At 63.6% G+C, this 21,972-nt stretch carries 18 protein-coding genes; 6 read left to right on the top strand and 12 right to left on the bottom strand.

All coding sequences use genetic code 11. The features are described 5' to 3' along the window. Positions 1-48: 48 nt before the first annotated feature. From ACPTTF_RS04490 to ACPTTF_RS04465, 6 genes are all read left to right on the top strand, one after another. A complete protein-coding gene (locus ACPTTF_RS04490; RefSeq protein WP_423370399.1) occupies positions 49-1,305 on the top strand; it encodes a lipopolysaccharide biosynthesis protein in 1,257 nt (418 codons plus the stop codon). Then, positions 1,302-2,126, top strand: coding sequence for a glycosyltransferase (locus tag ACPTTF_RS04485; protein WP_423370398.1), 825 nt, complete (start codon positions 1,302-1,304; stop codon positions 2,124-2,126). The genes ACPTTF_RS04490 and ACPTTF_RS04485 overlap by 4 nt, the downstream gene beginning before the upstream one ends. 51 nt (positions 2,127-2,177) lie before the next feature. Beyond that, entirely contained in the window at positions 2,178-3,314 is a 1,137-nt protein-coding gene (locus ACPTTF_RS04480; RefSeq protein ID WP_423370397.1) for a glycosyltransferase family 4 protein, read from the top strand. 15 nt (positions 3,315-3,329) lie between these two features. Continuing rightward, positions 3,330-4,352: a UDP-glucose 4-epimerase GalE gene (gene galE / locus ACPTTF_RS04475; RefSeq protein WP_423370396.1), complete on the top strand. Its 1,023-nt coding sequence runs from the start codon at positions 3,330-3,332 to the stop codon at positions 4,350-4,352. A gap of 27 nt (positions 4,353-4,379) precedes the next feature. Further along, complete coding sequence (locus tag ACPTTF_RS04470) at positions 4,380-5,483, top strand: MraY family glycosyltransferase (RefSeq protein ID WP_423370395.1); 1,104 nt, start codon at positions 4,380-4,382, stop codon at positions 5,481-5,483. 118 nt (positions 5,484-5,601) lie between these two features. Further along, the gene (locus ACPTTF_RS04465; protein ID WP_423370394.1) at positions 5,602-6,618 is read left to right on the top strand and encodes an acyltransferase; all 1,017 of its coding nucleotides are present in this window, start codon (positions 5,602-5,604) and stop codon (positions 6,616-6,618) included. Positions 6,619-6,755: 137 nt separating this feature from the next. Here ACPTTF_RS04465 and ACPTTF_RS04460 read toward each other — a convergent pair whose 3' ends face one another. From ACPTTF_RS04460 to ACPTTF_RS04405, 12 genes are all read right to left on the bottom strand, one after another. Further along, complete coding sequence (locus tag ACPTTF_RS04460) at positions 6,756-8,636, bottom strand: polysaccharide biosynthesis protein (protein ID WP_423370393.1); 1,881 nt, start codon at positions 8,634-8,636, stop codon at positions 6,756-6,758. Positions 8,637-9,008: 372 nt separating this feature from the next. After that, the gene (locus ACPTTF_RS04455) at positions 9,009-11,243 is read right to left on the bottom strand and encodes a glycosyltransferase (protein WP_423370392.1); all 2,235 of its coding nucleotides are present in this window, start codon (positions 11,241-11,243) and stop codon (positions 9,009-9,011) included. Positions 11,244-11,704: 461 nt separating this feature from the next. After that, the gene (locus ACPTTF_RS04450; RefSeq protein WP_423370391.1) at positions 11,705-12,685 is read right to left on the bottom strand and encodes a hypothetical protein; all 981 of its coding nucleotides are present in this window, start codon (positions 12,683-12,685) and stop codon (positions 11,705-11,707) included. Positions 12,686-12,690: 5 nt separating this feature from the next. After that, on the bottom strand, positions 12,691-13,758 hold the full coding sequence (locus tag ACPTTF_RS04445; protein WP_423370390.1) for a hypothetical protein: 1,068 nt from the start codon (positions 13,756-13,758) through the stop codon (positions 12,691-12,693). A 124-nt stretch (positions 13,759-13,882) separates the two neighbouring features. Continuing rightward, positions 13,883-15,124: a glycosyltransferase gene (locus tag ACPTTF_RS04440; protein ID WP_423391151.1), complete on the bottom strand. Its 1,242-nt coding sequence runs from the start codon at positions 15,122-15,124 to the stop codon at positions 13,883-13,885. Between the two features lie 3 nt (positions 15,125-15,127). Then, on the bottom strand, positions 15,128-15,913 hold the full coding sequence (locus ACPTTF_RS04435) for a 2OG-Fe(II) oxygenase (protein WP_423370388.1): 786 nt from the start codon (positions 15,911-15,913) through the stop codon (positions 15,128-15,130). A gap of 16 nt (positions 15,914-15,929) precedes the next feature. Further along, entirely contained in the window at positions 15,930-17,057 is a 1,128-nt protein-coding gene (gene wecB / locus ACPTTF_RS04430; RefSeq protein WP_423370387.1) for a non-hydrolyzing UDP-N-acetylglucosamine 2-epimerase, read from the bottom strand. After that, the gene (locus ACPTTF_RS04425; RefSeq protein WP_423370386.1) at positions 17,050-18,060 is read right to left on the bottom strand and encodes a polysaccharide biosynthesis protein; all 1,011 of its coding nucleotides are present in this window, start codon (positions 18,058-18,060) and stop codon (positions 17,050-17,052) included. Before ACPTTF_RS04425 ends, wecB begins: the two co-directional genes overlap by 8 nt. 28 nt (positions 18,061-18,088) lie before the next feature. Next, the gene (locus tag ACPTTF_RS04420) at positions 18,089-18,943 is read right to left on the bottom strand and encodes a dTDP-4-dehydrorhamnose reductase family protein (protein WP_423370385.1); all 855 of its coding nucleotides are present in this window, start codon (positions 18,941-18,943) and stop codon (positions 18,089-18,091) included. 355 nt (positions 18,944-19,298) lie between these two features. Next, positions 19,299-20,048, bottom strand: a complete 750-nt coding sequence (locus ACPTTF_RS04415; protein WP_423370384.1) for an ABC transporter ATP-binding protein — start codon at positions 20,046-20,048, stop codon at positions 19,299-19,301. A 14-nt stretch (positions 20,049-20,062) separates the two neighbouring features. Beyond that, positions 20,063-20,854, bottom strand: a complete 792-nt coding sequence (locus ACPTTF_RS04410) for an ABC transporter permease (RefSeq protein ID WP_423370383.1) — start codon at positions 20,852-20,854, stop codon at positions 20,063-20,065. Positions 20,855-20,975: 121 nt separating this feature from the next. Then, on the bottom strand, positions 20,976-21,971 hold the full coding sequence (locus ACPTTF_RS04405) for an MraY family glycosyltransferase (RefSeq protein ID WP_423370382.1): 996 nt from the start codon (positions 21,969-21,971) through the stop codon (positions 20,976-20,978). Position 21,972: the final 1 nt, after the last annotated feature.

The raw sequence follows: 21,972 nt of genomic DNA, 5'->3' as shown, positions 1-21,972 counted from the left end.
GCCTCCGGGCGCCCTGCCGGCCGCCTTGCGCGTGCCCGGTCGCTCCGCATGCTGAAGCGCTTCGGCAACCCGGATGTCGCGAAGGCCGTCGCGAATCTCGTCTGGCTGGGGCTCGAACGGCTCACGCAGATCGGCGTCGCGATCGCGATCAGCGGCCTGCTGGCCCGTTATTTCGGGCCGGATGTGTTCGGCAAATGGCAGTATGCGAATACGCTCCTCCTGGTACTGGCGCCGCTCACCTGGGTGTGCGGCGCGGAAATCCTCGTCCCGACCATCGTCCAGCGCCCGCCCGCCCAGCTCGGCGCGGTACTCGGCAGCGCGTTCGCGCTGCGCATCGCCGTCTCCGCCGCCGCACTCGTCGCGACCTGGATCGCGATCGCCGCGGGCGCCTTCGATCCGCTGGTCGGCGCGATGCTCGCGGGCCTGACGGTCACGATGGTGTTCCGCGAGCCGTTCGTCGGCCTGATCAACGCGTGGCTGCAGAGCATGACCTACAGCAAGCCGCAGCTCGTCACCAGCATGGTCACCGCGCTGGCGAAGGCACTGCTCGTCTGGCTGCTGGTCCGCGCGGCCGCGGGCCCCGCCCGCTTCGCGTGGCTGTGGGCGCTCGAGGCCGCCGCAATCGGCTTCGCGCTGCTGCTGTACTACCGGCATCGTAACGGCGACGCGCTCGGCTGGACGTTCGACAAACCGCTGTTCAGGCACTTTGCGACAGCCGGCACCGTGTTCTGGCTCGGCCTCATCTGCATGTACCTGTTCCTGAAGCTCGACCGCCTGATGCTCGAGCGCCACGTGTCGTTCGCCGATCTCGGCCGTTACTCGGCCGCGCAGCAGCTCAACGAGAACTGGATCACACTCGCGCTGATGCTCGCGCAGACGATCGCGCCCGCCTTCGTCTACCGCGTGCAGGACGTCGCGCGGCTGCGCCGCAACATCGTCCGGCTGATCGCGATGACGGCCGGCCTGATGACGGCCGGCGCACTCGTGCTCGACGCCGCCGCCCCGCTGATCGTCGGCAAGGTGTTCGGCCACGGCTACGAGGCCTCGGTCGACATCTTCCGCTGGGCGGTCTGGCTGTCGGTGCCGGCCGGCATCGAGGCGATAGGCAATCTTATCGTTCTCAAATATCAAGCAAAATTCGTCTTGCTGGCGAAATGGCTGCTCGCGCTCGCGATCGCCGCGCTCGTCAACCTGTTCGCGATCCCGCGCCTCGGCCTGTACGGCGCGCTCGTCGGGCTGGCGGCCGGCTATCTGGCCGCCACCGCCGTCAATTTTTATTACATCCGTTTCAAGCTGCGACCATGACGTCCCCTGATTGCCCGCCCCCGCTCGACGACGTGGCCGTGCTGATGCCGGCCTACAACGGGCACGACGACGTCGTTCGGACCCTCGCGTCGTTTCGCGAGGACACGCCCGTGCACGTGCTGATCGTCGATGACGGCAGCACGCCGCCGATCGTCGCACCCGACCTGCCCGGCCTCACGATCGACGTGCTGCGCATGCCGGAGAACGGCGGCATCGAGCGCGCGCTCGCAGCCGGCATCGACGCGCTCGCCGCGCGCGGCTTCCGCTTTGCGGCGCGCATCGACGCGGGCGATCTCGCCGCGCCGCAGCGCCTCGCGAAGGAGCGCGCGTATCTCGGCGCCCACCCGCGCGTGGCCTGCGTCGGCATGTGGACGCAGGTCGTGTCGCGCGCCGGCGAACCCCGCTTCATGCTGACGCCGCCCGCCGATCCGCGCACGCTGCGCCGCACGCGCTTTCTGCGCTCGCCGCTCGTGCACCCGTCGGTCATGCTGCGCATCGACGCCGTGCGTGAAGTGGGGAACTATCGCGCCAAGTACCGTGCGGCCGAGGATCTCGATCTTTTTTTACGGTTAATGCAACGTTACGATTGCGCGAACCTGCCGGAACTCGGTCTCTATTACGAACTGAACGAGGGCGGGATCAGTGCGACCAAGCGCCGGCGCCAGCTGGTGTCGACGCTCACGCTGCTGCTGAGCCACTTCAACGCGCTGAACCCGTACGACTGGGCCGGCCTCGCCAAGAACCTGCTGCATTTCGTGACGCCGTACCGTACGTTGCAGCGGATCAAGCAGACGCTGTTCGCCGCCCGGCCGTCCGCCTGACGCGGATCCGGCGTTTTCGGCCATTTCGACGCTTTATTTTTTCTTTTTTTCATGTCCGCCACCTCCCCGCTGCGCATCGCGCTCGTCTGCAACACGGCCTGGGCGATCTACACGTATCGCCACGGGCTGATCCGCGCGCTCGTCGCGCGCGGCGCCGAGGTCGTCGTGATTGCGCCGCACGACCGCACGGTGCCCTTGCTCGAGCAGATGGGCTGCCGCTACGTGGCGCTCGCGGTCGCGTCGAAAGGCACGAGCCCGCGCGAGGATCTCGGCACGCTTGCCGCGCTGGTGCGTCACTACCGCGCGCTGCAGCCCGATCTCGTGTTCCACTACACGATCAAGCCGAACATCTACGGCTCGGTCGCCGCGTGGCTCGCGCGCGTGCCGTCGATCGCGGTGACGACGGGGCTCGGCTACGTCTTCATCCAGAAGAGCCGCGCGGCAAGCGTCGCGAAGCGCCTGTACCGGTTCGCGTTCCGCTTCCCGCGTGAAGTCTGGTTCCTGAACCGCGACGATCTCGCCACCTTCACCGACGAGCAGTTGCTCGCGCATCCCGACCGCGCACGGCTGCTGCACGGCGAAGGCGTCGACCTCGAACAGTTCGCGCCCGTGCCGCTGCCTGCCGGCGACGCCCCCGTCTTCATCCTGATCGGCCGCCTGCTGTGGGACAAGGGTGTGCGCGAGTACGTGGAGGCCGCGCGCATCGTGCGCGAAAGCTTCCCGAACGCGCGATTCCAGCTGCTCGGGCCGCTCGGCGTCGACAATCCGAGCGCGATCGGCCGCGCGGATGTCGATGCGTGGGTCGGCGAAGGCGTCGTCGAGTATCTCGGCGAAGCGCACGACGTACGCCCGCATATCGCGGCGGCCGACTGCGTCGTACTGCCGTCGTACCGCGAAGGCGTGCCGCGCACGCTGATGGAAGCGTCGGCGATGGGCCGCCCGATCGTCGCGACCGACGTGCCGGGCTGCCGCGACGTCGTCGCCGACGGCGAAACGGGTTTCCTGTGCCGCGTGCGCGACGGTGCGAGCCTCGCGGAGCAAATGATTCGCATGATCGCGCTCGGACCGGAAGGCCGGTCGGCGATGGGCGCCCGCGGCCGGCACAAGGTCGCGGCGGAGTTCGACGAGCAGCAGGTCGTCGAACGCTACCGGCGTACCATCCATTCGTTAACCGGTATCACCCTCTAAAGGAGCGCATCAGCAATGACCGCTAAAGGCACCATCCTCGTCACCGGCGGAGCGGGCTATATCGGCTCGCATACCGCCGTCGAGCTGCTCGGCAACGGCTACGACGTCGTGATCGTCGACAACCTCGTCAACAGCAAGTCCGAGTCTGTGCGCCGCATCGAGCGGATCACGGGCAAGACGCCCGCGTTTCATCAGGTCGACGTGTGCGACGAAGCCGCACTCGCCAAGGTGTTCGACGCGCATCCGATCACCGGCACGATCCATTTCGCGGCGCTCAAGGCCGTCGGCGAATCGGTCGAGAAGCCGCTCGAGTACTACCAGAACAACATCGGCGGCCTGCTCGCCGTGCTCAAGGTCATGCGCGAGCGCAACGTCAAGCAGTTCGTGTTCAGCTCGTCCGCGACCGTGTACGGCGTGCCCGAGCGCTCGCCGATCGACGAATCGTTCCCGCTGTCCGCGACGAACCCGTACGGCCAGTCGAAGCTGATCGCCGAGCAGATCCTGCGCGATCTCGAGGTGTCGGACCCGGCGTGGCGCATCGCGACGCTGCGCTACTTCAACCCGGTCGGCGCGCATGCGAGCGGGCTGATCGGCGAGGATCCGGCCGGCATCCCGAACAACCTGATGCCGTATGTCGCGCAGGTCGCGGTCGGCAAGCTGGAAAAGCTGCGCGTGTTCGGCTCCGACTACCCGACGCCGGACGGCACGGGCGTGCGCGACTACATCCACGTCGTCGATCTCGCGAAGGGGCACATCGCCGCGCTCGACGCGCTGGCGAAGCGCGACGCGAGCTTCGTCGTGAACCTCGGCACGGGCCAGGGCTACAGCGTGCTGGAAGTCGTGCGCGCGTTTGAAAAGGCGTCGGGCCGCCCGGTGCCGTACGAACTCGTCGCACGCCGCCCGGGCGACATCGCCGAGTGCTACGCGAACCCGCAGGCCGCGGCCGACATCATCGGCTGGCGCGCGACGCTCGGTATCGAAGAAATGTGTGCCGATCACTGGCGATGGCAGGAGGGGAACCCGCGCGGTTTTGTATAATCCGCTGTCTATTTTTCGAGCGATCCCATGCTCAGCTTCGCGTCCGGCTTCATCGTCTCCCTGCTCGTCACGCTGTTCATCGTGCGTTACGCGCACCTTCACGAGAGATTCTCGGTCGACAGCGACCTGGCCGGCGTGCAGAAATTCCACGTGCGGCCCGTGCCGCGGGTCGGGGGCATCGGGATCCTCGCGGGCGTCGTCGCGTCGGCGCTGATCCTGCTCGGGCGCTACCCGACGATCGCCGGCAGCATTCTCGGCATCGTCGCCTGCGGGCTGCCGGCCTTCCTGTCCGGCCTCGTCGAGGACCTGACCAAGCGCGTGTCGCCGCGCGCGCGGCTGCTGTGCACGATGGGCGCGGCCGCGCTCGCATTCTGGCTGATGAACATCGCGGTCACGCGCATCAGCGTGCCGCCGCTCGACTTCCTGCTCGGCTACGTTGCCATTTCGGCATTCGTCACGGTGCTCGCGGTCGCGGCGCTCGCGAACGCGGTCAACATCATCGACGGCTTCAACGGGCTCGCGTCGATGGTCAGTTTCATGATGTTCGCGTCTCTCGCATACGTGGCATTCCAGGTCGGCGACCCGGTCGTCATGTCCGCGTCGATCATCATGATGGGCGCCGTGCTCGGCTTCTTCCTGTGGAATTTCCCCGCCGGGCTGATCTTTCTCGGCGACGGCGGCGCGTATTTCATCGGCTTCATGCTCGCAGAGCTCGCGATCATGCTCGTGATGCGCAACCGCGAGGTATCCGCGTGGTACCCGGTGCTGCTGTTCATGTACCCGATCTTCGAAACCTGCTTCTCGATCTACCGGAAGAAATTCATCCGCGGCATGTCGCCCGGCATCCCGGACGGCGTGCACCTGCACATGCTCGTGTACAAGCGGCTGATGCGCTGGGCCGTCGGCACGAAGCACGCGCACGACCTCACGCGCCGCAATTCGCTGACGTCACCGTACCTGTGGCTGCTGTGCCTCGTCGCGGTGATACCGGCGACGCTGTTCTGGCGGCACACGGTGCACCTGTTCGTGTTCGTCGTGCTGTTCGCGCTAACTTATGTGTGGCTGTATCTCAGCATCGTGCGGTTCCGCGTGCCGCGGTGGATGGTGGTGAGGAAGACGCGGCATCGCTGATCATCCGTACTGCGACGCATCTGCGAATGGTGGATTTCCACAATCCCACAAATCCCTGACATCGTCTAACATGCAGTCCCACTGACACGACGCCCGAGGGCGCGGAGACACTATCGGGATGGATAGACGAGTAGACGCATTGCGCGTGGCTGCCTGCTTTCTGGTCGTGCTGTTGCACGTGTCCAGCGAAAGCTTCGTGAAATACAGCGCCGCGTGGAGTGCATCGAACTGCTACGAATCGCTGTCACGCGCGTGCGTGCCGATTTTCTTCATGATTTCCGGCGCCAACTTGTTGCGGAAATCCGAACCGCTCGGCATGTTCCTGTCGAAGCGGTTACTGCGCGTGATTCCCCCGCTCGTGTTCTGGTCCACGTTCTATCTATGGTGGCTCAGCTTCAACAACGTGCACACCGGGAACTGGATTCGCGCGATCGTCACCGGCCCGACGATGTTTCACCTGTGGTTCTTCTACGTGATCCTCGGCATCTACCTGGTCGTGCCGGCCGTGCGCCGCTTCTATCAGAACGCATCGCCATCCGAGCGACTGTGGCTGCTGGCCGTATGGTTCCTGACCGCATCGCTCTACCCGACCCTGCAGGCGCTGTTCGCCGGGCGTGAGAACGACCTGATCGCCAGGTGGGGGAGCGCGAGCGTATACGATGCGTCGCGCTACGGGATGTATGCAGGCTTCCTGGTTCTCGGTGCGTATCTTGCGGACCTGAAGGGGAATGTTGTCGTGGGCCTGTCGGTCTTCGCCGCCGCCGTGGTGGCCACCGTATTTGCCACTATCTGGGAATCACGCATCCACGGGGTACCCAACCCCTTCTTCCAGCTTTATCTGTCGCCGCTCGTCGTCGCCGCCGCATGCGGCCTGTTCCATGCGTTCATGGGCATGCCAGCGGGCCAGTCGTCGCCACTGCTGAATACCGTCTCCGGATGCACGCTCGGCATCTACGGTCTGCATCCGTTCCTGATCGATCCGATCGCAAAACGCTTCGGACTGCTCCAGTTGACCGGATGGCCGTTGATCGATCCGATGCTGGCCACGCTGCTGATCTTCGGCGCGGCGCTCGCGATCATTGCGCTCCTGCGCTGGATTCCGCCGCTCCGCCGGCCGCTTCGCGCCGTGATCTGAGCGCGCGCCGCCGCGGGCACCCGCAAAAGAAAAACGCGACCTGCACCGCGTTGCGTGCAGGTCGCGTCGTCATGTGCGATACGTGTTCGACAATGCGCCGCTGTCGGCGCGACACGACTTATCCGGTCGCTCGCCCATCAACCACGCGACATGGCACGCGTGGGTACGCTGTGCAGGAGCGGCGCGCTGGACGACTGGTATTCGGCCACCCATCGCCGCAAATCGCGCCGCACTTCGTCGTCGCTCAGCACACGATGCTGCATCAGCCATGGCAGCAGTTCGTCGAGCAGGTTGTCCGGCACCTCGCGCGCACGCGCGATCCGCAGCTTCGGATGCGGCGTGCGGGTGGTCGTCTCGTCGTCCGCGAGCAGTTCCTCGTAGAGCTTTTCGCCGGGGCGCAGTCCGGTAAACTCGATGCGGATCTGCTCTTCAGAGAAACCGTACAGGCGAATCAGGTCGCGGGCGAGATCCACGATCTTCACCGGCTGCCCCATGTCGAGGATGAAGATCTCGCCACCGCGCCCCATGCTCGATGCCTGCAGCACGAGTTGCGACGCCTCCGGGATCGTCATGAAGAATCGCGTGATCTCCGGGTGCGTGACCGTCACCGGGCCGCCCTTCGAGATCTGCTGCTGGAACTTCGGAATCACGCTGCCCGCGCTGCCGAGCACGTTGCCGAACCGCACGGTTTCGAACTGCGTGCGCTGGCTCGTCTGCTGAAGGGCCTGGCAGGCCATCTCGGCCAGACGCTTGCTTGCGCCCATCACGTTGGTCGGATTGACGGCCTTGTCCGTCGAGATCAGCACGAAGTGGCGCACGTCGTGGCGAATCGCCGCGCGCGCGACGCGATACGTGCCGAGCACGTTGTTGCGCAGCGCCTGCCACGCGTTGTACTCCTCCATCAGCGGCACGTGCTTGTACGCGGCCGCATGGAACACAATATGCGGCGCATGGCGCGACATCAACTGGTCAAGGAGCAGCGAATCCTTCGCATCGCCGATGATCGGCACGACCTGCTGATCGGGGAAGCGCTCGCGCAACTCCTCCGTCAGCCGGTACATCGCGTACTCGGACAGGTCGAATGCAATCAGTTGCGCGGGCGAGAAACGCAGGATCTGCCTGCACAGTTCCGAGCCGATCGAGCCACCGGCCCCCGTCACCATCACGACCCTGCCGTGCAGCAGCGCCTCGACGTGCGGCGTATCGATCGTCACCGCATCGCGGCCGAGCAAGTCTTCGAGATCGATGTTCCGGACCTGCGACAGAAAGCCTTGCCCCGGCATCAGTGCGGTCAGCGCCGGAAGCACCATCGCCTTCACGCCGGCGCGCACGCACTGCGTCGCAACCCGGCGCTGCACCTCGACCGGTGTGGAAGGCAGCGCGATGATCGCGTGCTCCGCCTTGGTGAACTGCGCCCAGTGATTCAATTCATCGATCGCGCCAAGCACCTTGTAGCCGTAGATTTCGCGGCCGCGCTTGGCCGGGTCGTCATCGAGCAGACCGACCAGCCGCCACTCGCCAGAGCGCGACAGTTCGCGCGCGAGGCTGGCACCGGCCGTCCCGGCGCCCAGCACGAGCACCGGCTTGCCTTTGCCGACGAGCCCGCCGTACAGGTAGAACTCCTTGCTCGCGCGATACAGTGCACGCGCGCCGCCCATGGCCAGGAACAGCAGCACAGGCGACAGCACGAGCGCGGAACGCGGAATGATGGGCGTCGGCTGCAGCATCACGGCGCCGATCATGACGATCAGGCCGCCGCCGATCACGGCTTTCGAAATGCGCAGGAGGTCCGGCAGGCTCGCGAATACCCACAGCCCGCGATACAGGCCGAAACAATGGAACATCAGCCCATAGATCGGCAGCACCCACGCGAGTGCGTCGAACGCACCCGTGAGAAAGTCGGTGGGGACGATTCCGTTGAATCGAACTACGTAAGCAGTCAGCCAAGCGCCTGCAACCGCAATCAGGTCGAACAGAAAAGCGCTCAACGACTGCCACGACGCCTTGAAACGAAACATCGACGAGACCTCGAAGAAATTTTGCGGCACTGCCTCGCCGACGCACGGGCCGCTCGGGCCCACGAGGTCGAACAGTGCCGAACAAATACCGGTCGATCGAAAAACCGCGCGCTACGCCAGCATGGCGGGCACGCCGAGGTGGTCACACGGCGACCATTATGCCGTCAACGACCCGGCACTCCAAGACACCGCCCCATACCACGGTACCGACCGAACCGCGCCTCGGCGCAAAACGCGACGAGACGCTTGAAACGCAATACGGGGCAGCATGTCGCGGCGCAATATTGCGCCGTCATACACGTTGCCCGGCATGGACACCGGCCCGCGGGAAGCACACGCAGGCGACGCCCGGAACGCAAACTCAAACGATCATCAGCTTCGAATCACTTCATGCAACGGTCGCTTCGACAGCAAACGCTTGACCGCACGTTTCATCCGGTGCGGGACCAACCGGGAGACCGCTTGCGTGCGCGGATCCGTATAAATGCCCCACAGTACCCGCAGGACACGCTCGCGCACGCCCTGGACGACAATTTCCTGCGCGGCCAGCAGCGCATCGAGTGCCGCGACCAGCTCCGTGCGATCCGCCTGCCCTCTGGCCGGTCCCGCGTCGTGCACGTACCGCTGCTCGTAGTGGTCCGCAGACGGCAGCTCACCGTCAAACCCCGGCGCGCGCGACGGCCCGCCTTGCTCGAGCGTGGTCAGCAGCGACTCGACGGCCGCCAAGAATGCGTCGGCCGTCGGCGGATGCGGAAACAGCGCCGTCTGCTCGCGCCCGGCCACGCGCTCGGGAAACGCGCCGATGCAGGGTGCGACGATCGGCAGCCCGCTGGCCAGCGCGGAGCTGAGCGTATAGCTGTAAGTCTCGGGCCACTGTGCCGGGAACGCGATCAGGTCGCACGACTCGCCGTCGATCAACTCGCCGATGCGCGCGCTGTCGTAGGGCCCGGTGGTCTTGACGCCCTGGAGCGGACGATACGCATAGCCGATCAACGTGAACGCGGCCTTCGACCGTCGGGACGCCGCCAGCGCGGCTGCGGCTTCGAGCAGATCGGCCCCCTTCTCGCGGCTCAGCGCGCCCAGCACCCCGATCGTGTACTTTTCCTTGCGGACGAAGGGCCGCTGCGGCCGGTCTTGCGGCGCCAGGTCCTCGGGATGGTAGGCCAGCAGCGGCTGGCGGACCTCGAAGAAGCGCCCGAACAGCGCGAACGTCGAATGCGACGGAAAGATCACCCGTTCGCACGCGGCCAGGAAGCCGCGATACCGGTCGCGCCACGCGTCGTGGGTGATGCCCTTCGGTAGCGGATACAGCGGGTTGTGCGCCTTGTCCAGTTCGGCGGGATCGAACATGCCACGCTCGTCCGTCAGCGTCGGATTGCCGTTGACCAGATAGAAGTCGTGCACCGTGAAAATCTGGCGGGCACCCAGCGACGCGCCGAGCGACAGGTAGTCGCCGGACAAGCCGAGTACATGGTGGTAATGAACCAGATCAACCCCGACCGCCTTCAGGAACGGCACCAGCAAGGCGAAACCCTGCTGCGCGTCGACGGAGATGCGCATCGACGAATCGGCATCCCACGCGCCAATCGAAACGAGCCGCCCGCCATCTTCCGGCCGGAGCACGAGCGACACGAGGCGCCCTTCGCTGCGCTGCGCCAGGTCCTTGATATGCTGCTCGACGCCGCCGCCCAGACCATGCGACACGTGCAGCACGACCGGGAGCCCCCGGACGCGCATCAGGTCGACGTAGCGTTGCAGCCGTGCGCCACGCAGTTCGTCCTTCGCCACGAAGGTCTGAACGTCGGCGTGGTAGTTCGGATAACGGCGATCGAGCGTCTGATCCGCATGGCGGATGCGCTCCGTGCGCTGATCGCCGAAACTGACGCCGCCGCGATGGTGAACGTAGAGATTCGGCGAGATATAGCTTTTCCAGCCCTTGCGCAGCGCGCGCTGGCAAAAGTCGTTCTCTTCGCCGTAGCCGGTGCCGAATGACTGCTCGTCCAGCTCGCCGACCTCATCCAGGCACCGGCGTTTGATGTACATGCAGAATCCGACGCCGGTCGGTGCGTCGACAGGGGTCAGGCGTTTGGTCCGGAAGGCTTCGTCGATGCCTTCGAGATCGAGCTGCAACGGGCTCGTATTGTCGGAGACAAAATTGGGGAACGACGAGATCGTCGTGTTGTTCGACAGCGGCGTCACGGTGCCCGCGTCGGTGAGCGCCTGCGCGTCCTCGACAATCCGCTCGAGCCACTGATCCGGCAGAATCACATCGTTGTTCAGCAGGATGACGTCTGCCCGGTCATCGTGACGAATGCCGCGATTGGCCGTCTTCACGAAACCCAGGTTGACTTCGTTACGCAGCACCACGAGTTTCTCGCCCCACCGCCGCGCCTCGCTCGCCAGCGTGTCGTCCATGTCGACGTCCGGCGATGCGTCGTTGATGGCGACAAGCCGGGCATCGGGATGGCGCATCACGGCCGGCATCGCGGAGGCCAGACACGCTCGCGTCAATTCACAATCCCGGTACACGGGCACGACGACCACGACCGCGGCCGACTGGGGTGCGGCATTTCGGGCCACAGGCGAGGTAGAAAGCGTGTCAGTCACGATTGGTAAGGCGTTCCAAGCTTGTAGTTCAGGCGCATCCCGGGCCGATGCTCGATCGGGCGCATGTGTCGTCGGCCAGCGGCCCCGTCATGGGTGCCGCGACGACGGCTCGGGAACGCAATGGTTGGCCTGTCGGGCCTCGACCCGCCCCGATTGCGCTGGGCGGTACGGCCGCCGGCAAGTTGGTGCGCGACCGCGTATTGCGACACGTATCGCAAAACGGAAGTCTCTCATCATTGGCGCCCCCCGGATGCTACAAAATGCAACACCGCGTGGGCACCGCAGTATAGGGGATAGCACCCCAATTTAAAACGCCGGCCGGCGCGTCATCACGCACGGTGTCGCAGCGGGCCAACACGTTGAAGAACGGTGTTCGCCCCCCGATTCAGGTCCCGCTGCCGCGCGCGGCACACCGCTTCGTCAAACGATATCCGGTGTGCGGCGCGGATCGTTGATCAGGATCAGGACCAGCCGTTGCGGTGGCGCTGCAGCACGACCTCTGCCGACGCGCCGACCGCGACGACATTGTCGAAACGGCGCAGGTAGTTTTCGAGCGCACCGAAGTTGATGATCGAGTTGCGCAGGATCTCGGGCGGCGTCAGGCTTTCTTCGGCGATCAGTTGAAGCGGCACGACGATCATGTTGCGCTTGGGCACGTAATTGATCTTCCAGCTCAGCTCCGAGAACATCACGTCCGCGATGATGACGTCACCATCCTGAAACTCGAAGTCGTTCGGCGCGCCGTCGGAAATCAGCACGAGCCGGGGTTGCCGCTCCACCGACGCATCGATGATCGAGTAGAACGCGCCGTACACCTTCGAACCCGACGAGTGATAGTTCTCGCACACCACATGCATCGCGTTGTCGAACTCGTGCGGCTCCCAGCCCGACCGGTGATTCTGCAGCTCCGAATGCGGAACGCCCTCCCACGACACGGATTCCGTGTAGTGCTGCGGCATGAAGCCCAGCGGCGTGAATATCACGACCTGCTTGCGCGCCACCCGCAGCGCCTGGTCCAGCAGTTTCTGGCCGTCTTCCTTTTCCAGGTGCTCGATCACGTCGAGCATGAAGACCGTGTCAGTGCTGTTGTCGAGCACGCCCTTGAAGTATTCGAGACCGTCGACGCAATACACGACCTTGTCGGGGTAGCTGGCAACGAGCTTCTCGGCATACGGGCGATGCGGTTCGACGAGCACGTGGACCGCGCAGTCGAGCATCCGTTGCGGGCGCACGCCCGGCCCGATGTCGAGGCAGACGTCCGCCGGCTTCAGCAGGCTGGTCGCCACGCGATGCAGCGCGTCATGACTGCAATGGAGCGTCTGCCCGTATTCGACATCGTTCACCGTCCGGACGTCGATCCGCGAGCCACCGAGGAAGTATCGAAGCTGGTTGGCCTGATTCTTCAGGATCTTGTTTTCTACAACCAGGGATTCCAGGGTCATGTTGCTCATACGTGTTGCACCAGAAAGTCACGAAATGGAACGAGTTCGGATGAATACGAGAACTGCTCGCCGAGGATCTTCCGCGCCGCTTCATGGCGCTGCCGCCGGTGCGCGGGCGTGGCCTCCATGATCGACCGGATGAAGGCGTCGGTCCCTTCCGCGACCGAGCCGTTGTGATAATGCGCGCCGTAATGCTCACGATAGAACACGTCCGGCGAAGCGCCTTCCCGGGCCCACGACATCATCGGCAGGCCGGCCGCGAGGTAGACGCGCGACTTCGACGGAAACGACAGCGTGGACGTCTCGATGAAGCGCTCTTCCGTCGGATACGGCAGCAACGCGAGATCCCATTTCGCGATTCGCGTGACGAGTTCGTCGCGCGGCAACGCGCCATGCGCGATCAGCTGATAGCCCGGATTCGTCGCGGACGGATTGCCGTAGCCGAAATAATGCAGCACCAGCGACTTGCCCATCGCGAGCAACGTGCGCGACAGCACGTTCAGCAACGCATCCAGTTCCGCGTTCGAATAGAACTGGCCGACGAATACCGCGTGGACCGCCTTCGGATCGGACAGCAGGACGAGATCCTGCGTGTCGTCGACGGGATCGTCGAAGAAGTTGTCGATACGGATGCTGTGCTTGCCTTCGCTAGTGAGCCGCGCTTTCCACGCGTCGCTCGGCACCAGGTTCAGGATTGCGCGCCGCTCGAGCCGATCCAGCAACCGGCGCATCAGGCCGTGAAGCTGCCGTGGATGGCCGCGGTGCGTCATCCACCACGCGAGCGGATCCCACTGGTGAACGATGAATTGCTTGCCGGACACCCACGCGGCGACCGTGTAGCACAGCACGGTCTTTTCGCCCTGCACGACGAACCACACCACGCGCGACGGCGAATTGCGGAGATTGAGGCCGAGCCGCACGCCGATCAGCGCCGTCTTGGTCATCCACATCATCATGCGCACGACGAGCCCGAGACGGTGCAGCAACGCCGAACGCTCGCCGATCCGCTTCGTCAGGCGGGCGATCCGCAGCCAGATGCCGCCCAGCTGAAAGCCGAACACGCGGGCGATCATGCAATTCTCCGGAAGCGCCATGTGCCCCGGAAGACCAGAGTGATTGACCCAGAAGAATTCGAATCGGGCGTCGGGTATCGACGACATGATCCGGTGCAGCACCTGCCCAGCCGTATAGCTGGAATCAGGAGGTACGTCGGACACTATGGGAATACTCAACTTCTTCATCGTAAATTCCGGAGAGTTCTTTGCAGAAAACATCCATGCTGTAATGGTCCCGCGCAAACTGCTGGCGGGCCGCACGTCCTTCGGCATTGCGATCCGCGCGAAGAACGGCTGTCTCGACGACATCCGCATACGCATCGTCCGAATGCTCGCTGCACAGGCCGTAGATCGGCGCACCAACCAGCGCAGGCAGCGCGGTGCCGACCGTCACGATCGGCGTCGCACCGGCAGCCATCGCCTCGATGGCCATCAGGCCGAACGCTTCCGCCTTCGACGGCATGAAGAAGTAGTCCATCGCGCTGTAATACGTGGCGATTTCCGCGTCCTTGATCCAGCCCGTGTCGATGATCTGATAACGGCTGGACAGGCCGCGACAACAGCCCGTCTCCTGGAAAGCAATGATTGTGATCGGCAAGCCCGGATAACGCGCCGACAACCGGCGCAGCGCGGCAAGGATCAGCGTCATCCCCTTGTATTCCGAATACACCGCCCGGAACCCGACCACGATATTGCCTTCCGGAATGCCCAACGCCCGCTTGGCGTCGGCCTGGCTGAGCCCCGAGCCCATTTCGACACCGAACGGCACCACGCGAACGCGGATCTGGTTTTCGTATACCGAGCGTGCTACCAGTTCGCGCATGTATTCCGAAGCCAGGATCACCATCGGATCGAGCTTCTTCACTGCCGCGAGCTTTTCCTCGAGATTGCGCGCGCTGCGGTCCCGCTTGATCGGGAAATGATAATTGAGATTCGGGCAGCGGATACAGCCGGATTCGAAGCCGTTGCAATCCAGTGAATAAATGCAGTGACCGCTTAACATATACGGGTCATGCCACGTCCAGACCAGCGGCTTGTCGGCAGCGATCTCGACCCAGTCGCGCACCGACAGGAATTCCTCGTGGACGATATGAAAGTGCAGCAGATCGGCCTCTCGATAGAAATCGAGATTCGTGATCGACGATGCGTTGCGGTAATAGCCGTTCAGGTTACCGGTTCGACGCCCCAGCTTCGACAGCAGCGGCGTCATGTTGCGGGTCAAGCTCGAACCTGCCTGCTGAACATATTCCTCTGACTCCGTGCGAGGGGTCCAGCAGGCAAACTTCGCGTCCCAATCATGCGCAAGAAAGCCCGGACGGGCATCCAGATTGTTGAATCTCCGTCCGGTTGCGTCATGTTTGGAAATGTTCAGAACAGTGCGCATGGATCAGGTGAAGTTGCGCGTCTTGTTACCGCGCTTGTCCAGGAGGTTCCGCTTCTTCCACAGCGCGCTGTGCGGCTCGTCCACGACGACCTGGCCGTCAGGGCGCGGTTCCATCGTGTAGTAATAGAGAATGATCGACCGGCGCGGCTCGTGCTCCGGGAAGTTGACCGGATCGGGCAGCCCGTGGAAGCTCTTGTCGTGCGAGTCGAAAATCACCAGGCGGTTGTACAGCGGCGCGACCTTCTTCACGCATACCTCGCCTTCGGCGTCGTACACGCCGAACTCGCCGCCCCACTCTTCCTGCCACGTCGGATTCAGATAGACGAGCGCATTCAGGCGCCGGTTCAACCCGGTTGCGTCGTGGTAGTTGCCGTCGACGTGCACGTCGAGCAGGCCGCCGCGCAGCGTGACGTTGAGGCCGCCGCCCGTGAAGTACGGATCCGGAATGATCTTCTGGATGCCCATCACCTTCGACATCGCCTGCAGGAACGGCGCGCTGTTCAGCACGCGCACGGACGGCAGCATGCCGTCCGGAATGTCGAATTCCGATTTCCAGTCAGTCCGGTATTTCACTTCGATATCCGGATCGTTCGAGTGCTCCCAGATCGGATCGGTGATGGCCGGAAACGCGTCGAGGCACGCTTTCGCGAAGTCGTCAGGGAAAAAGTTGTCGATGACGACGTGCTTGAAGGGCTCGTTGAAAAGCTCGACACCTTCCCGGGCAGCAAGCAGGCGAGCGCAGGAATATTCGGCAACCGACTTGAGTTGCGCTTGAGTAAATTGCGTCATTTCTCGACCCATGTGTCTAGAATTGGAACCACACGCGCTGATTGACGAATCGCGTGTAGCTCAGAACGATGCGAAGAATCTTTTGCGAGACGTTCTCGGCGACGTAGTCAGCGGGCGGCCGGTACGTATCGCCCGCTTCTGCCCACTGCGCCGTCACGATACCGACTGCATCGAGCACGTAGTCCGCCTGCAGCCCGCACATCACGAGCGTGCCCTGATCCATGCCTTCGGGCCGCTCGTGCGAATTCCGGATCGTGACCGCCGGGAAGTTCAGCAGCGCCGACTCCTCGGTGATCGTTCCGCTGTCCGACAGCACGCAGGTTGCCTTCTGCTGGAGCTTGACGTAATCGAAGAATCCGAACGGCTTCAGATACCGGACCAGCGGCGACGCCGGCTTCAGGTCGAGCGCCGCCATCCGCTTCTGCGTGCGCGGATGCGTCGACACGATGACCGGGAAGCCGTACTTGGCGGCCAGCGCATCAAGCGTCGCGACGAGGCTGCGCAGGTTCTCCTCGGAATCGACGTTCTCCTCGCGGTGCGCGCTGACCACGAAGTATTTGCGCTCCTCGAGCCCCAGCTTTTCCAGCGCGGTCGCCGCTTCGATTTCGTGCTTGAAGTGCTCGAGCACCTCGGCCATGTGCGACCCGGACTTGATGATCCGGTCCTGCGGAATGCCCTCCGCGATCAGGTAGCGTCGCGCATGTTCGGTCAGCACCAGGTTGATGTCGCTGAGGTGGTCGAGCACCTTCCGGTTCAGTTCCTCGGGCACACGCTGGTCAAAACAGCGATTCCCGGCTTCCATGTGGAACACCGGGATCTTGCGGCGCTTCGCCGAGATGACCGCGAGGCACGAATTCGTGTCGCCGTAGAGCAGCACCGCATCGGGCTTCTCCTGCTCCATCACCTTGTCCGACTTCTCGATCACGCGCGCAATCGTCTGCGCCGCGTTTTCGCCGACTGCCTCGAGGAAGTAGTCGGGCTTGCGAATGCCGAGCTCGTCGAAGAAGATCTGGTTCAGCTCGAAGTCGAAGTTCTGGCCGGTATGCACCAGCACGTGATTGGTATGCTTGTCGAACTCGGCAATCACCCGGGCCATCTTGATCAGCTCGGGACGCGTGCCGACGATCGTCATGACCTTAAGCATCGAGTTGCTCCCGGATGAAATCGAGCTTCATCAGCAGCGACTTGACGCCTTCGCGGTCGAGCCGCTCGGTGTTGTGGGACGTGTAGTCCTCGAAGGTCGAAATCTTCGCTTCGCCTTCGACGAAGAACTTCGCGTAGTTCAGGTCGCGCGCATCCGCCGGGATCCGGTAGTAGCCGCCGAGATCGTCGGCTCGCGCGAGTTCTTCGCGGCTCACGAGCGACTCGTACAGCTTCTCGCCGTGCCGCGTGCCGATCGCCTTGATCTCGTTGCCTGCCTTGAACAGGTCCCTCAGGGCTTCGGCAAGATCCTGGATCGTCGACGCGGGCGCCTTCTGCACGAAGATGTCACCCTGGTTGCCGTGCTCGAACGCGTACAGCACCAGATCGACCGAATCGTCGAGCGACATCAGGAAACGTGTCATCTCCGGATCGGTGATGGTCAGCGGCTTGCCTTCCTGGATCTGCGATACGAACAGCGGAATGACCGACCCACGGCTCGCCATCACGTTACCGTAACGCGTCGCGCAGAGAATCGTCTCGCCTTCGCGCCGCATCCGCGACTTGGCCACCATCAGCTTTTCCATCATCGCCTTCGACAACCCCATCGCGTTGATCGGGTAGACGGCCTTGTCGGTGCTCAGCACGATGACACGCTCGACACCTTCGTGAATCGCTGCCGCCATCACGTTTTCCGCGCCGATGATGTTGGTCTGGACAGCCTCCATCGGGTAGAACTCGCACGACGGCACCTGCTTGAGCGCCGCCGCATGGAACACGTAGTCCACACCGTGCATCGCCTGCCGCACGCTGTCGTAATCGCGAACGTCACCGATATAGAAACGCAGCTTCGGATTGTTGAACGCAATCCGCATGTCTTCCTGTTTCTTCTCGTCGCGGCTGAAAATCCGGATCTCGGAGATGTCGGTGTCGAGGAAGCGCTTGAGAACGGCGTTGCCGAAGGAGCCGGTGCCGCCCGTAATCATCAGGGTTTTGTTTGCAAACATTGCCGTACGTCTAACCTTTATCGTTCAGTCATTTGAAATCGCGCATGCGGCGGACGAGTTCCGGCCACGCAGGTGGCTGGTAACCCGTCTCGGCCCGGAAGCGCGTCGAATCGAGGGAGCGATCGATGACAAGTTCGTCCGACGGATCAATGCGGATATCCTTGCCATAGGCATCGGCCACGAGCCGCAACAATTCGTACTTGTCGATCGGGGCGGCAGATACGTGGTAAAGGCCGCGCATCTGCGGACGCGGAACCACGTAGTCTTTCATGACCGTCGCGAGCTCGACGGTCGGAAGGCCCGAGAAAACAGCCTTGGTGAAACCCTTCACCGACCCTTGCTGCGCCAGGAACCAGCCGACCAGGCTGCGGCTGCCTTCGAGCTCGTGGCCGATGATCGACGTGCGAAGCGTGATCGCGTTCGGGTAGTCGACTTCGCCGAGCAGCTTCGAGCGGCCGTAAATGTCGTAGGCATCGGGAAAATCGCTTTCCAGGTACCCGCCCTTCGCGCCGGAGAAAACGCAATCGGTACTGACCTGGATCAGACGCGCACCCGCCGCTTCGCAGAGCACGGCGAGACGGTGCGGAAGAATCGTATTGAGCGGGACGGCATCGAGGATCTGGTTGGCCGCGGACAATTGCTTGACCAGGCCAATACAGTTGACGACCACGTCCGGCTTGGTCGCGGCGAACAACCGCATCAACGCATCGGGGCTTTCCACGTCGAAGCCGACCAGAATGCGCTTCGCGAGACTCTCGTCGAAATGCCGCAACGCTGAGGCGCTACGTGCTGCGCCGAAAACTTCGAAGGCCGAATCGCCCGCAAATACTCGAAAGACTGCGTTTCCCAGCATGCCGGAAACGCCGAGGACCAATATGCGCATAAAGTTACCTTCTATCCGGCTTCATCGAGAAGATACCCGTCTGCCCGCCAGATCGTGGCGACAAACGGCTGTCGTCGTGACCGGGCCTGGCTAACATTCTCGAACCCAAGCCTTTCAAGAACTTGGACCATACCGCCCCAGAGATCACTCTCGTTAGGACGCCAACCCACCCACTGCACGGCAGGCACATGACGCTCTCGTTGGACGTCACGATCCCGGCAGCAGATGCGAATTACTTGTATTGAGACTCGCTCGCCCGCTCAGGGTATGCCTTGTATATCCGTAGCGGATTATATCCCACCCGTCTTTGCACACCCCGGCCTCGGCCAGGGGTGCGCTTGACGAATGTTATGAACTACGCACTAACCACGAGATCCGACATCGGCTTGTCCATCGGCACCTCGGTCAGCGTCCCTTTGTCGATGACGATCTTCCGGTTGCACACGCGCTCCACGAGTTGCGGCGAATGCGATGCCATCACGAGGATCGACGATCGCTCGACCAGCGAATTCAACCGGTCCGACGCTTTCTTGTTGAACGACTCGTCGCCGACCGACAGCCACTCGTCCATCAGCAGAATGTCCGGGTGGACAGCCGTCGAAACCGCGAACGCGAGCCGCAGCGCCATCCCGCTCGAATAGGTGCGGGTCGGCATGTTCAGGTAGTCGCCCAGTTCGCTGAACTCGGCGATCTCGTCGATCTTCGCTTCGATCTCGCTCGGCCGCAGCCCCATCACGACGCCGCGCAAAAAGATGTTTTCGTAGCCGGTCGCTTCCGGATCCATCCCGAGCGAGATGTCCAGCAGCGAGCCGATGCGCCCTTTCACGTCGAGCCGCCCCGAGACCGGCGCATACACGCCCGACAGCACGCGCAGCAGCGTGGTCTTGCCGGCGCCGTTGTGGCCGACCAGCGCAACGCGATCGCCCGGCTTGAACTCGAACGTCGCTTCGCTCACAGCGCGCACGACGACGTGCTTGCCGGCATCGTGTGCGACGCGCCCGCCGGTCGTGGCGCGCAACACCGCCTTCTTCAGCGAGCGGTGCGACGCGTTGAAAATCGGAAACTCGACGGTGATGCGTTCAGCACGAATATGCACAGATTCCATACAGCCACTCTCGATCAAAGCCAATACGCAACACGGTGGCGATACCGCGACAACATCAGCGATGCCACCCCGCCAGTTACTACAGTAATGCCGATTACCCAGGCCCACGATGCGAGCGACGGCATCTGCCCCAGCAGCGGGCTGCGCACGACGTCGAGCAGATGTGCGGCCGGGTTGAGGGCGACCATCCACTCGAACTTCGAGCCGAGCGTCTTCGGTTGCCACAGGATCGGCGTCAGGTAGAAGCCGATCATCGTCAGGTTCTGCACGACGGGCAGCAGGTCACGGAAACGGGTGCACGGAATGGCCACGCACAGCGAAATGAAGAAGATCGCGACCGATGCGAGCATCAGCCCCGGCACCGCCAGCAACGCGTACCACGACCAGCCGGGACCGATGAACGTGATGACCAGTGCGACCACCACGAAGTTGTGCGCGAAGATGATCAGATTTCGGACCACCAGCCGGAGCACGAACGACGGCAGCGGCAGACGCGTCTGCTTCATCAGCCCTTCGAACTGGGAAAACGCCGTGCACGACTCGTTGACCTGCGTTGAATAGAACGACCAGACGACCTGACCGATCGCGTAGAACGGCAGGTACTCGTGAATCTGCATCTTGAAGATCATCGACCAGACGACACCCAGCGTCGCGATCATGATCCCGGTGCTCAGCGTCATCCAGAACGGCCCCAGCACCGAGCGACGGTAGCGCTGCTTGATGTCGTACCACGCGAGCAAGCCCCACAGTTGCGGCGCCTTGACCGTGTCGAACAGCTCGTTCCTTCGGTAATCGATTTGACTCATACGTATCAGTTGTCCAGCTCCAATTTACCTTCGCACCCGCGTCGCCATCCGTCGACGCGGCTGCACGCTTCCCTCGGCCGCTCGACGCAGGGTGACGTCGAGACGACCAGCCGCTTCCGCGTCAGGCGGATTCCTGGCGCTCGAAGCGCTTCCAGGCCGCATCCAGCCTGTAGCACGCGACAAGCAACCCTAGATACCACAACACCACGATCGCGTACTGGGCGAACGCTGACAATTGCAGCATCCCGATGCCCAGCAGCGCCGCGGCCGCCATCAGGCCGTACCAGACCGCGGCAATCGGCCGATGCCCCATGCCCATCCGGACCAGACGCTGATAGTAATGCTCACGGTGCGCCTCCCAGATCTTCTCCTTCCGGATGATGCGCTTCGCGAGCGTCAGCGACGCATCCGCGATGAACGGCGAAAAGACAATCGCCGGATACCAGAGCGGCCAGGCCTCGTGCCGCCAGCCGTACAGTCCGAGCGCACCGGCCATGAAGCCCAGAGGAATCGAGCCGACGTCGCCGAGAAAGATCTTCGCCGGGTGAAAATTGAATACAAGAAAACCCAGCGCGGCGCCGGCCAGCGCCGCGGCAATGACGGCCAGTTCCGGTGCGTGGCCGGCGGCCGCCCACGCATAGGCCGCGAACCCGAACAGCGCCATGCCGCCGGCAAGCCCGTCGAGGCCGTCCATGAAGTTGTACAGGTTGGTCATCCAGACGATCGCCACGCCCAGCCCGATCATCACCCACAGGCCGTTGCCGCCCCCGAGCGACCAGACGAACAGCCCGGCCACGATGAAGTGGACGGCAAACCGGATGCTGGCCGGCAGCCCGCGCCGGTCGTCAATGAACGAGAGTACCGCCAACGCCACCATGCCTGCCAGCGCGTAGCCGATCCGCGACACGGCACCAAGCGACAGCGCTACCACCGCGGCCGCGGGCACGACGCCCCAGCCGCCGACGCGCGGCACGGGTATCGTATGAAGTGACCGCCAGTTGGGCGTATCGATCGCGAGCCGCCACGCAAGCCGCGTCTTCAGCAGCCCGGCCAGCACCGCCACGCACAGGACCGCGGCAAAGGCCGCGGCCACAGCGATTGAAGGAAGATCCTGCATG

It is taken from the genome of Burkholderia crassaminum (assembly GCF_964265005.1).
GTDB lineage: Bacteria > Pseudomonadota > Gammaproteobacteria > Burkholderiales > Burkholderiaceae > Burkholderia.
Note: the sequence above shows the minus strand (reverse complement) of the source record. Positions and strands in the feature narration are given on the sequence as shown.

Excerpts from the sequence above, each read along its gene's own strand:
- ACPTTF_RS04410 (WP_423370383.1), bottom strand. The coding sequence starts at position 20,854 with ATGAGTCAAATCGATTACCGAAGGAACGAGCTGTTCGACACGGTCAAG.
- ACPTTF_RS04415 (WP_423370384.1), bottom strand. The coding sequence starts at position 20,048 with ATGGAATCTGTGCATATTCGTGCTGAACGCATCACCGTCGAGTTTCCG.
- ACPTTF_RS04490 (WP_423370399.1), top strand. The coding sequence starts at position 49 with ATGCTGAAGCGCTTCGGCAACCCGGATGTCGCGAAGGCCGTCGCGAAT.
- ACPTTF_RS04440 (WP_423391151.1), bottom strand. The coding sequence starts at position 15,124 with ATGCGCACTGTTCTGAACATTTCCAAACATGACGCAACCGGACGGAGA.
- wecB (WP_423370387.1), bottom strand. The coding sequence starts at position 17,057 with ATGCTTAAGGTCATGACGATCGTCGGCACGCGTCCCGAGCTGATCAAG.
- ACPTTF_RS04445 (WP_423370390.1), bottom strand. The coding sequence starts at position 13,758 with ATGATCGCCCGCGTGTTCGGCTTTCAGCTGGGCGGCATCTGGCTGCGG.
- ACPTTF_RS04460 (WP_423370393.1), bottom strand. The coding sequence starts at position 8,636 with ATGTTTCGTTTCAAGGCGTCGTGGCAGTCGTTGAGCGCTTTTCTGTTC.
- ACPTTF_RS04470 (WP_423370395.1), top strand. The coding sequence starts at position 4,380 with ATGCTCAGCTTCGCGTCCGGCTTCATCGTCTCCCTGCTCGTCACGCTG.
- galE (WP_423370396.1), top strand. The coding sequence starts at position 3,330 with ATGACCGCTAAAGGCACCATCCTCGTCACCGGCGGAGCGGGCTATATC.
- ACPTTF_RS04425 (WP_423370386.1), bottom strand. The coding sequence starts at position 18,060 with ATGTTTGCAAACAAAACCCTGATGATTACGGGCGGCACCGGCTCCTTC.
- ACPTTF_RS04435 (WP_423370388.1), bottom strand. The coding sequence starts at position 15,913 with ATGACGCAATTTACTCAAGCGCAACTCAAGTCGGTTGCCGAATATTCC.
- ACPTTF_RS04450 (WP_423370391.1), bottom strand. The coding sequence starts at position 12,685 with ATGACCCTGGAATCCCTGGTTGTAGAAAACAAGATCCTGAAGAATCAG.
- ACPTTF_RS04420 (WP_423370385.1), bottom strand. The coding sequence starts at position 18,943 with ATGCGCATATTGGTCCTCGGCGTTTCCGGCATGCTGGGAAACGCAGTC.
- ACPTTF_RS04465 (WP_423370394.1), top strand. The coding sequence starts at position 5,602 with ATGGATAGACGAGTAGACGCATTGCGCGTGGCTGCCTGCTTTCTGGTC.
- ACPTTF_RS04485 (WP_423370398.1), top strand. The coding sequence starts at position 1,302 with ATGACGTCCCCTGATTGCCCGCCCCCGCTCGACGACGTGGCCGTGCTG.
- ACPTTF_RS04405 (WP_423370382.1), bottom strand. The coding sequence starts at position 21,971 with ATGCAGGATCTTCCTTCAATCGCTGTGGCCGCGGCCTTTGCCGCGGTC.
- ACPTTF_RS04480 (WP_423370397.1), top strand. The coding sequence starts at position 2,178 with ATGTCCGCCACCTCCCCGCTGCGCATCGCGCTCGTCTGCAACACGGCC.